We start from the raw sequence: 10,379 nt of genomic DNA on the forward strand, positions 1-10,379 counted from the left end.
GTTATGGTCCACGCCCGGTCCGCGATGCCTATGGCCTTCGCAGGCGTCGTCTTGAAGAATTCGTGGGTGCGGCAGAGGTTGTAGTGGGCCACGTATAGCGCGATGGCGGCGCAGTGGTTGTCCAGCTTCTTTGAAAAGCCGTTGGTAAGGCGGGTGAGGCGGCGGGAGTCCCCCCTCACCCGGCGCCCTTCGCCTTGCTCAGGACTCCGACCTCTCCCCGCAAGCGGGGCGAGGTGAAGTAAAAGGGTTACGGAAGCTGGTTCTACGCCGCGAGATCCGCGACCACCGCGTCGAGCACCGGAAAGCCCTCTTGCGTGACGCGCAGCCGGCCGTTGTCCTCGATGACGATGGCGCCTTCGTCGCGCAGGATCGCGATGCGTTTGGGATCCAGCGCGCGGCCGGACAGCGCCCGGTAGCGCTCGGGATCGATACCCTCGCCCAGCCGCAGCCCCATCAGCAGAAATTCGTCGGCGCGCTCCTCGCTGTTGAGCAGGTCGTCGACGGTGACGCCGTGGCCGGACTCCTCGACGCGCATCAGCCAGGCTTCCGGGCGCTTCTCGGTGGCGATGGCGTGGCGGATACCGTCGATATCCAGCCGGCCATGCGCGCCGGGGCCGATGCCGGCATATTCCTGGCCGCGCCAGTAGACCAAATTGTGCTTGCACTGCGCGCCCGCGCGGGCGTGGTTGGAAATCTCGTAGGATGGCAGGCCGTGCTGCGCGCACACCTCCTGCGTCACGTCGTAGAGAATCCGCGACATGCTCTCATCCGGCGTCTTCAGCTTGCCGGCGGCGTGCAGCCCGAAGAACGGCGTGCCTTCCTCGATCGTCAATTGATACAACGACAGATGTTCGGCGGCCTCCGAGATCGCCAGCTTGAGTTCGTCGGTCCACATCCGCGGCGTCTGGTCGGGACGGGCATAGATCAGGTCGAACGAATAGCGGTCGAACACGCCGCGCGCGATCGCCACGGCGTCGAGCGCCTCGCGCGCCGAGTGCAGCCGGCCCAGCGATTTCAGCGAGGCGTCGTTGAGCGCCTGCACGCCGAGCGAGACGCGGTTGACGCCGGCGGCACGGTAGCCGCGAAACCGGGTGGCCTCGACCGAGGTCGGATTGGCCTCCAATGATACTTCGACATCGGGGGCGACGCGCCAGTGCTTGCCGATCGCGTCGAGAATGGCGCCGACCGTTTTCGGCTGCATCAGCGACGGGGTGCCGCCGCCGAGAAAGATCGAGGTGACCTCGCGGCCCGGCGTGCGCGCCGCGGTGGTCTCGATCTCGCGCGCGAAGGCGCGCGCAAAGCGCTCCTCGTCGATCGGCTGGTGACGGACATGGCTGTTGAAGTCGCAATACGGGCACTTCGACAGGCAGAACGGCCAGTGCACATAGACGCCGAAGGCGGGCCGCAGATTGTCAGCGCGGATCAAGGCAAAACTCCGCGAGTTTGACGAACGCCTGGGCGCGATGCGACAGGCCCATGCCGAGCGGCGGCAGGCCGTGTTTCTCGATCGCGGTCATCTCGCCATAGGTGCGGCTGTGGCCGTCGGGCTGGAAGGTGGGATCGTAGCCGAAGCCGGCGTCGCCGCGCGGCGGCCACACCAGCGTGCCGTGGGCATGCGCTTCGACTTCCTCAAGATGGCCGTCGGGCCACGCTACGCATAATGCCGAGACGAAATGCGCCTTGCGCTGGTCCGGCGTCGCGGCGCCGCGCTCCAGCAGCAGCCGTTCGATCCGGGTCATGGCGCTTGTAAAATCCTTGCTGTCGCCGGCCCAGCGCGCCGAGTAGATGCCGGGCGCGCCGTCGAGCGCGGCGACGCAGAGACCGGAATCATCGGCGAAGGCGGGAAGCTGCGCGACATTGGCCGCGGCGATCGCCTTGATCGCGGCGTTGGCTTTAAAAGTGTCGCCGGTCTCGTCGGGTTCGGCGAGGCCGAGCTCGCCGGCCGACACCGCCTCGATGCCGTACGGCGCCAGCAGCTCACGCATCTCGGCGAGCTTTCCGGGATTGTGGGTCGCGATCACGAGTTTGCCGGTGATTCGGCGGTGCTGGGTCATGGGTATGTATAGCCTATTCTCGGTTGTTCCGGGGCGCGGACGGCGACAGCCGAAAGCGAACCCGGAACCTCGACATGTTCATCGCCTCATACCGAGGTTCCGGGTTCGCTCGCGCCCCGGAACGACAGAGTTTTAGATGATGGCCATCTTCTGCAGATCGACCAGCCGGCCGATGCCCTGCTGCGCCAGCGCCATGAGCTTCAGAAATTCGTCCTGGCTGAACGGCGTCTTCTCGGCGGTGCCCTGGATCTCGATGATGCGGCCGTCGCCGGTCATGACGAAATTGGCGTCGGTATCGGCCTCGGAATCCTCGGCGTAATCGAGGTCGAGCACCGGGGTGCCCTGGTAGATGCCGCAGGAGATCGCCGCGATGTTGTCGCGCAGCACCTTGTCGCCATTGCCGTTCTTGAACATGTTGCGGCCCTTCATCCAGCCGATGCACTCGGCCAGTGCGACCCAGGCGCCGGTGATCGAGGCGGTGCGGGTGCCGCCATCGGCCTGGATCACGTCGCAATCGATGGTGATCTGGCGTTCGCCGAGCGCTTCCAGATCGACCGCGGCGCGCAGCGCGCGGCCGATCAGGCGCTGGATCTCGACGGTGCGGCCGCCCTGCTTGCCGGAGGCGGCCTCGCGGCGGGTGCGTTCCAGCGTGGCGCGCGGCAGCATGCCATATTCGGCGGTGACCCAGCCACGGCCCTGGCCCTTGAGCCAGGGCGGCAGGCGCTCTTCCAATGTCGCCGTCACCAGCACATGGGTGTCGCCGAATTTCACCATGCAGGAGCCTTCGGCATATTTGACCACGCCGCGTTCCAGCGACACGGCGCGCAACTCATCGGGCGCACGACGGCTTGGCCGCATGGGAAAATCCTTCTCGATCATAAAATGAGCTCGGTTGGCGTGCTTTTAGGAGGGTGGGGCGGCAGCGGCAAGGGCCGACAGGGCCGGATGCGGGCCTTATGCCGCAATGGGCGCTTGTATTGCTGACGCCGGAGCGACAAATTGAAGTCTGTCACAGGAGTTGCCCGTTGGCCCATCACGATCCGATCGGCCTGATTACGCCGCATGCCGGCCTGGCTCAGCTCAATGAGCGGTCGCGCGAAATCTTTCGCCAGATCGTCGAAAGCTATCTGGCTACCGGCGAGCCGGTCGGCTCGCGCAACATTTCCCGGCTGATCACGGTACCGCTGTCGCCGGCCTCGGTCCGCAACGTGATGTCGGACCTCGAGCAACTCGGCCTGATCTACGCCCCGCATACCTCGGCCGGACGGTTGCCGACCGAACTGGGGCTGCGGTTCTTCGTCGACGCGCTGATGCAGGTCGGCGACCTTACCGAGCCGGAACGGCAGTCGATCCAGGCGCAGCTCAGCTCGGTCGGCAAGGTGCAGTCGGTGGAGGCGGCGCTCGGCGAGGCGCTGACCCGATTGTCCGGCCTGACCCGGGCCGCGGCGGTGGTGCTCACCGCCAAATCGAATTCGCGGCTGAAACACATCGAATTCGTCCGCCTGGAGCCGGAAAAGGCGCTGGTGGTGCTGGTGGCGGAGGACGGCCAGGTCGAAAACCGCGTGCTGGTACTGCCCCCCGGCGTGCCGTCCTCGGCGCTGACCGAGGCCTCGAACTTCCTCAATTCGCGGATTCGCGGCCGTACGCTGGCGGAAGCCCGGCTGGAGCTGGAAACCGCGCTGGCGCAGAGCCGTGCCGAACTGGACCAGTTGACCCAGAAGGTGATTTCGGCCGGCATCGCCTCCTGGTCCGGCGGGAGCAATGACGAGCGCCAGCTGATCGTGCGCGGCCAGGCCAATCTGCTCGACGATCTGCACGCGCTGGACGACCTGGAGCGGGTCCGGCTGCTGTTCGACGACCTCGAGAGCAAGCGCGAGGTGATCGACCTGCTCGGCCGGGCGGAAACCGCCGAGGGTGTACGGATCTTCATCGGTTCGGAAAATAAGCTGTTCTCGCTGTCCGGCTCCTCCACCATCATCGCGCCCTACCGCGACGGCGCCGGCCATATCGTCGGCGTGCTCGGCGTGATCGGGCCGACGCGGCTGAATTATGCCAGGGTGATCCCGATGGTCGATTATGCCGCGCGCATCGTCAGCCGCATGCTGGGCGGCTGAAGCTGGCTCCGACATGCGGTTGTGCTTGATTTTTGGCCTGCAAACCACGATATCCGGCTCAGCAATCCCCCCATTCGACGTGTTTTTGAGAAGGCAGCGTGATGACTGATTCAAACGGGTCCAACGAGAATCCCGAAAAGCAGGCTCAGCCCGCCGAACCGGTGGTCTCCAAGCCCTACATCATGCCGGACGATCCGGAGCCGAACTCGGTCGAGGCGCTGACCGCCGAAGCCGCGGAATCGCGCGACAAGATGCTGCGCACGCTGGCGGAGATGGAAAACCTGCGCAAGCGGACGCACAAGGAAATCGCCGACGGCCGCACCTACGCGATCACCAATTTCGCCCGTGAGGTGCTCGATATCGCCGACAGCCTGCAACGCGCCCTCGATGCCGTGCCGGCCGACACCAAGGCGGCGGCCGATCCCGGCCTCAAGGCGCTGCTCGAGGGCGTCGAACTGACCGAGCGCTCGCTGCTCAACACGCTGGAAAAGAACGGCGTCAAGAAGTTCGATCCGGCCGGCGAGAAGTTCGATCCGAATTTCCAGCAGGCGATGTACGAAGTGCCGGATTCGTCGGTCCCCGCCGGCACCGTGGTGCAGGTCGTGCAGGCCGGCTACACCATCGGCGAACGCGTGCTGCGTCCCGCTCTGGTCGCGGTATCGAAGGGCGGCGCCAAGACGCAAGCGGCGTCGGAGTAGGTTTTCTTTCCCTCCCCCTTGTGGGGAGGGATTTCATGGCCGCCGTCCCATGAAAACTTACTACGCCAGATCCCCCGACTGGATCCGCTTCACGCCGGCTTTCGTCATGTCCGCCCAGGCCTTGGCCAGCGAGCCCTCGGTGTCGATGCCGCGGCAGGCGTCCTCGATCACATAGGTGTCGAAGCCGGCCCTGCGGGCGTCCAGCGCCGACCACGCGACGCAGAAATCGGTGGCCAGGCCGACCAGGAAGACGCGCTGCAATTTGCGTGTTTTCAGGTAGGCGGCGAGACCCGTGCTCTTGCCGTCGGCCTCGTTGAACGCCGAATAGCTGTCGACGTCCTTGTTGTTGCCCTTGCGCAAGATCAGTTCGGCCTGCGGGATCAATAGCTCCTTCGACAGCCCGGCGCCGTCGGTGCCCTGCACGCAATGGTCCGGCCACAGCACCTGCTTGCCATATTTCAGCTCGATGGTTTCGAACGGCTTCCTGCCGGCATGGCTGGAGGCGAACGAGACGTGGCCCGGCGTATGCCAGTCCTGCGTCACCACCACGTCGGCAAATTTCTTCGCCAGCGTATTGATCACCGGCACGACCTTGTCGCCATCCTTCACCGCCAGGCTGCCGCCGGGCAAAAAGCAGTTCTGCACGTCGATCACGACAAGCGCCGAGGTGCGGTCGAGGCTGATCTTGCCGGCGGCCCGCAGCGTCTTCGGCACCAGCGCGGCCGCGGCCAGCAGGCTTAGCCCTGCCAGAATCTGTTGTCTGTCGAACATCGATGATCTCCCCTTGAACCGGCGCACGCAGCAAACCAGAGCCGCCGCCGCGGGACAAGCGTGACGGCAACCGCTTGTTAACGCCGCTCTCCTAGCCTTTGCCGCAGCTTTCCGGACCAGATCTGCGCATGACCCTCGATGCCGGCCCGCGCCTTGCCCCGGGCGAGGTCGCCCCCTCCCGAACCCGGCCGCTGGCGCTCTGGCTGGCCGCCGCGCTGCTGCTTGCCGTGGCTTTGGCGTTGCGCGCGCTGCTGCCGTTCAACGTCGATGTCAGCTGGTGGCTGATCGTCGGCGAGCGCGTGCTCGATGGCCAGCGGCTCTATGTCGACATTCTCGAAACCAATCCGCCGATGGCCGGCAGCGTTTATTTTCTCGGTGTCGCGCTGGCGCGGGCGCTCGATCTCCGGCCGGAAACGGTGACCGACGCGCTGGTGTTCGGGCTGATGGCGGTGTCGCTCGGCGTCACCTGGCGGCTGTTGCGCGGCCGCGCCGCGGCCGGGGCGCTGGCGCTGTGGGCCCTGGCGCTGCTCGGCATCCTGCCGATGTATGATTTCGGCCAGCGCGAGCATCTCGCGCTGATCGCGATGCTGCCGTCGCTGGCGGTGTATATCCGCCGCGCCGACCGCGTGCCGGTGTCGGCCGCGGCGGTGCTGATCGCCGGCCTCAGCGCCGCGATCACCATGAGCTTCAAGCCCTATTTCGCCCTTGCCGCCGGCGCCTGCGTGGTCGCGGCGGCCGTCCACGCGCGGCGCTGGCGGGTGCTGTTCGCGCCCGAGAACGCGGTCGCGGCGGCGCTGGTGGCGATCTATGGCGGCTGGGTCTATCTCGCCTTCCCCGCTTATTTCACCAAGATCTATCCGCTGGTGCGCGATGTCTATCTGTTGCTGACCGCGCCGTTGCTGGCGCTGTTCGTCAGCGCCGCCAGCGCGTTGTGCATCGCCGCGGTGCTGGCGGTTCTGGCGTTGCGGCGCGGCCGCGGGCTCGACGCGGTGCTGGTGGTTTCGCTGGCGGCGGCGCTCGGCTTCGCGGTGGCGTTCTTTGCGCAGGGCAAGGGCTGGGGCTATCACGCCTATCCGATGGTGGCGCTGTCGCTGATGGCGCTGGGCTATGCCATTGCGATGATCGACCGCGCCGCGCCGCGATGGCGGCGCTGGCGAGGCGTCGCCGCCGGCGTGGCGGCCGTGATGTTCATCAATGCCGCCGTCTGGTTCAACGCCAGCGTCGATGTCAGCGCCATCGAGAAGGTCGTGGCCGGGCTGGCGCCGCATCCGAAAATCCTGATGCTGGGCGGCGCCGCCACCCTCGGCCATCCGATGGTGCGGAATCTGCGGGGCCACTGGGTATCGCGTCAGGAGGCGCTGCTGATCCGTGAGATCGTGCGGCGCGCGCGCGAAACCACCCGCTTCGACGCCGCGACCTCGGCCCGGCTCGACAGCTATGCGCAGCGCGAACGTGACGATCTGGTGGAAGATTTTCGCAAGCAGCCGCCAGACGTGGTGCTGGTCGACAATGATCACACCGATTGGGGTGCCTGGGCCGCCGCCGACCCCGAGCTGAGCGCGCTACTGAAGCCCTATGAGCGGGTGCGGACCATCCACGCCATCGACATCCTGCGCCGGACCACGCCATGAGTCAGACCGAGGCGATCCCGCAGACTTTGCCGCGCGACCGGGCCTTTGGCATCGCCGGGCCGTGGCGCGGCTGGTTGGGGTTGGCGGCGCTGGTCGCTGTGGCGATCGCGCTGCGCCATTGGCTGGCCGCCAACACCGATGTGAGCTGGCTTTTGACCTGCGCCGAGCGCGTCATCGATGGCGGCCGGCTCTATGCCGACATCATCGAGACCAATCCGCCGATGGCGATGCTGGTCTATATTCCCGGCGTGTTGCTGGCGCGGGCGCTGGGATGCCCCGCCGAGACCGTGACCGATGCGCTGGTGTTCGCCGCCATCCTGGTTTCGCTGGCGGCGACGGCGTCGATCCTGCGGCGATCGGCGGCGCGGCGCGGCGTGCCGGGCTGGCCGCTCGGGCTGCTCGGCTTCTTCGTGCTGGCGATTCTGCCGACGCAGACCTTTGGCCAGCGCGAGCACATCGCGCTGATCGGGCTGCTGCCGATGCTGGCGGTGATCGCGCTGCGGGCGCAGGGCGAAGCGCCGCCGCGCTGGGCGGTCGTCACCGCGGGGCTCGGCGCCGGCGTGGCGCTGGCCTTCAAACCGTATTTTGCGATCGGTCTGGGCTGCGGCCTCGGCGCGCTGGCGGTTCAGGCGCGGGCCTGGCGCGGGCTGGTCGCGCCGGAGAATGTCATCGCCGCGGCCTTCGCGGCGCTCTATCTGGTCGGCGTGACCCTGCTGTTTCCGGAATTTTTCAGCGTCATCGGGCCGATGGTGCGCGATGTCTATCTGCCGGTCGGCCTGCCGTTCGAAGCGTTGCTCGCCAAGCCGGCGGTGCCGCTATGGGCGATCCTGACCCTGGCGATCCTGGCGCTGCGGCGCCGTGGCGGCATCGATGCCACGCTGCTGCTGCTGCTGGCCAGTTCGACCGGATTCGCCGTGGCGTTTCTGGCGCAGCGCAAGGGCTGGCCATACCATTCCTATCCCATGCTGGCGCTGGCGCTGCTCGGTCTCGGCCAGGCCCTGCTGTCGCCGGCGCGGCCGGCGCCCGGCCGCGCGCTGCGCATCGGTGCCGTCCTGGTGCTGGCGGTCGTCGCCGTCCGCGCCATGCTGTGGTTCGACGTCGCCTTCGATGCGCGACCGCTGCGGCAGGCGGTGTCCCGGCTCGGGCCGCGTCCTGCGATCCTGGCGATCACCGGCGAGCCCGGCATCGGCCATCCTCTGGTGCGTGCGCTCGGCGGCACCTGGGTATCGCGCCAGCAGGGACTATGGATCGCGACCTATCTGGAATTCATGCGCCGCGACGGACCGCTCGGCCCGGCGCGGGACGCCATGCTGGACGCCTATGCGGCGCGCGAACGCGCGATGTTGATCGAGGATATTCGCATCCGGCCGCCGACCGTGGTGCTGGTCGACGATCTCACCGGTGCCGGCGGCGCCTGGCTGCGGGCGCATCCCGACATCGCCGCTCTGCTGGCGGATTTTGTAGCCGTCGAAACCGTCAACAACGTCGCAATTCTGGCGCGGCGCTGATCCCCATCAACGCGGCTCGATTCCGTCACGGATGGCGCGAAAGCGCGGGAAAGCCTTCGTCCATTCCTCGCGCGGCGCGCTGCCGATGATGCGCATCGCCATGTTGCCGCTGCCGAAACGCAGCCATTGCACCACGCTGACCGGGGTATTGTCCTTGCCGCTGGTGGCTTCGAGCCGGGTCTCGTAGCCGGGCAGACCTTCGATCCGCACCGGCTCCGACATGGTGATGCGGCCCTCGCGCAGACCCGGGATCTGGGTCGCAGCCTGCTGGGCGAAACGGCCGCGATCGCTGGCCTTGTCGGGCGCCGAGCCGATCGTGCCGACCACCACGAACGGGTTGGCCTCGATCCTGGCTTCGTCCGTGGCATCCGCCAGCAGCAGGGCGCCGCCCGGTGACAGCGTCCGCACGGTCTTGAAGCCGCTCATTTCCGTGACCTTGAACGGCAGCAGGCCGAGCTGCTCGTCGAGCGGTACTTCCTTGCGCACCACGGTCGAGGCAAACATCTGTCGCACGGCGTCGTCGGTATAAATGCGCATCGCGTTTTCGGGGACCTGCACCGCGATATAGCCGGTAAAGCTGCCACCAGCCACGATCATCGAATAGCGCCGGAGAATGCCGGAGGCATCGCGGGCATTCTCGACGGTGTAATAGGCGGTGCCGGCGGCGGTCTCGAGGCCTTCCGGCTTCAGCGTCATGCCGGCCGGGTTGGATTTGAAGGCGGTCTCGACCTCGCCGAAGGCGGCGGGCGCCAGCTCGGTGATCAGCACCTTGACGCCATGGTCCGATGTTTCGAAGCCGGTGAAGGTCTTGGCCGGAACGAGGCCGACCAGCGGCGCGAGTCCCACCCGGACGCCCGGCGGATAGGCCGGATCGGCCGCTAGCGCCGGGGTGACCCCGACGGTGAACAACACAACGGCGAACAGGGAAGCAATGTGTTTCATGAAAAATCTACTGGGTTGGCAGAATGGCTGACCGGGGGTCGGGTGCGGTGCGCGGGTGCCGGGAGCCGACAGCCAAACGTCGCCCTGATCATGCAACAGATCAAGTGCCAAATCCGTTCCGGAACACAGCCGCGCCGAAACGACGCGTGGCAAGTGCCGCGAGGGGTTTCGGCCAATATTAATTTGCAGCTTCGTCCGTGTTTTCATGGGCCTGGGACGCATGCGATGCCTTGCGGCACCCACCCCCCCTCCTATATGAGGCCTACCGGTCGCAATATCGCGAGCAATTGATTTATTGGGGGTTTGGATTGGTGCGCCGTCAGGGCCCAGCCAACCTGCCGCAAAAAGAAGGGTATGAGGACCATGGGAAAGGTCATTGGAATCGATCTCGGGACCACGAATTCGTGCGTCGCCGTCATGGATGGCAAATCGCCTAAAGTCATCGAGAACGCCGAAGGCATGCGGACGACGCCATCCATCGTCGCCTTCAGCGACGACGGCGAACGTCTCGTCGGCCAGCCGGCCAAGCGCCAGGCGGTCACCAATCCGGAACGGACCTTCTTCGCGATCAAGCGCCTCATCGGCCGCACCTTCGACGATCCGATGACCCAGAAGGATACGGAGCTCGTTCCCTACAAGATCATCAAGGGCGGCAACGGCG

Annotated in this window: 10 protein-coding genes and 1 pseudogene; 5 read left to right on the forward strand and 6 right to left on the reverse strand. The window is 66.7% G+C overall.

All coding sequences use genetic code 11. The features are described 5' to 3' along the window. From Q0S16_RS13445 to rph, 4 genes and pseudogenes are all read right to left on the reverse strand, one after another. Nucleotides 1-164, reverse strand: a pseudogene (locus tag Q0S16_RS13445) (transposase); the annotation flags it as partial. A 98-nt stretch (nt 165-262) separates the two neighbouring features. Next, nucleotides 263-1,426 (reverse strand): radical SAM family heme chaperone HemW, encoded by a 1,164-nt coding sequence (gene hemW, locus Q0S16_RS13450; protein WP_295849018.1) that lies wholly within the window; start codon nt 1,424-1,426, stop codon nt 263-265. Beyond that, nucleotides 1,413-2,054, reverse strand: a complete 642-nt coding sequence (gene rdgB, locus Q0S16_RS13455; protein WP_295849020.1) for an RdgB/HAM1 family non-canonical purine NTP pyrophosphatase — start codon at nt 2,052-2,054, stop codon at nt 1,413-1,415. Before rdgB ends, hemW begins: the two co-directional genes overlap by 14 nt. A 132-nt stretch (nt 2,055-2,186) precedes the next feature. After that, nucleotides 2,187-2,912: a ribonuclease PH gene (rph, locus tag Q0S16_RS13460; RefSeq protein WP_295849021.1), complete on the reverse strand. Its 726-nt coding sequence runs from the start codon at nt 2,910-2,912 to the stop codon at nt 2,187-2,189. A gap of 167 nt (nt 2,913-3,079) precedes the next feature. Between rph and hrcA the strand changes: the two genes are divergently transcribed. Both hrcA and grpE read left to right on the forward strand, forming a co-directional pair. Next, a complete protein-coding gene (gene hrcA / locus Q0S16_RS13465; protein WP_295849023.1) occupies nt 3,080-4,168 on the forward strand; it encodes a heat-inducible transcriptional repressor HrcA in 1,089 nt (362 codons plus the stop codon). A gap of 101 nt (nt 4,169-4,269) precedes the next feature. Beyond that, nucleotides 4,270-4,866: a nucleotide exchange factor GrpE gene (grpE, locus tag Q0S16_RS13470; RefSeq protein WP_295849024.1), complete on the forward strand. Its 597-nt coding sequence runs from the start codon at nt 4,270-4,272 to the stop codon at nt 4,864-4,866. 60 nt (nt 4,867-4,926) lie between these two features. On the opposite strand, the gene pncA is transcribed toward grpE, so the two are convergent. Continuing rightward, a complete protein-coding gene (gene pncA, locus Q0S16_RS13475) occupies nt 4,927-5,637 on the reverse strand; it encodes a bifunctional nicotinamidase/pyrazinamidase (protein WP_295849026.1) in 711 nt (236 codons plus the stop codon). A 128-nt stretch (nt 5,638-5,765) separates the two neighbouring features. On the opposite strand from pncA, the gene Q0S16_RS13480 reads away from it, so the two are divergent. Further along, nucleotides 5,766-7,268, forward strand: a complete 1,503-nt coding sequence (locus Q0S16_RS13480) for a hypothetical protein (protein WP_295849027.1) — start codon at nt 5,766-5,768, stop codon at nt 7,266-7,268. Beyond that, nucleotides 7,265-8,776 (forward strand): hypothetical protein, encoded by a 1,512-nt coding sequence (locus Q0S16_RS13485; protein ID WP_295849029.1) that lies wholly within the window; start codon nt 7,265-7,267, stop codon nt 8,774-8,776. Before Q0S16_RS13480 ends, Q0S16_RS13485 begins: the two co-directional genes overlap by 4 nt. Nucleotides 8,777-8,782: 6 nt before the next feature. Here Q0S16_RS13485 and Q0S16_RS13490 read toward each other — a convergent pair whose 3' ends face one another. Continuing rightward, on the reverse strand, nt 8,783-9,718 hold the full coding sequence (locus Q0S16_RS13490) for a hypothetical protein (protein WP_295849031.1): 936 nt from the start codon (nt 9,716-9,718) through the stop codon (nt 8,783-8,785). 363 nt (nt 9,719-10,081) lie between these two features. On the opposite strand from Q0S16_RS13490, the gene Q0S16_RS13495 reads away from it, so the two are divergent. Next, a partial coding sequence (locus tag Q0S16_RS13495; RefSeq protein ID WP_295849033.1) for an Hsp70 family protein occupies nt 10,082-10,379 on the forward strand: 298 nt, incomplete at its 3' end.

Source organism: Tardiphaga sp., assembly GCF_025356345.1.
In the GTDB taxonomy this organism is placed as follows: domain Bacteria; phylum Pseudomonadota; class Alphaproteobacteria; order Rhizobiales; family Xanthobacteraceae; genus Tardiphaga.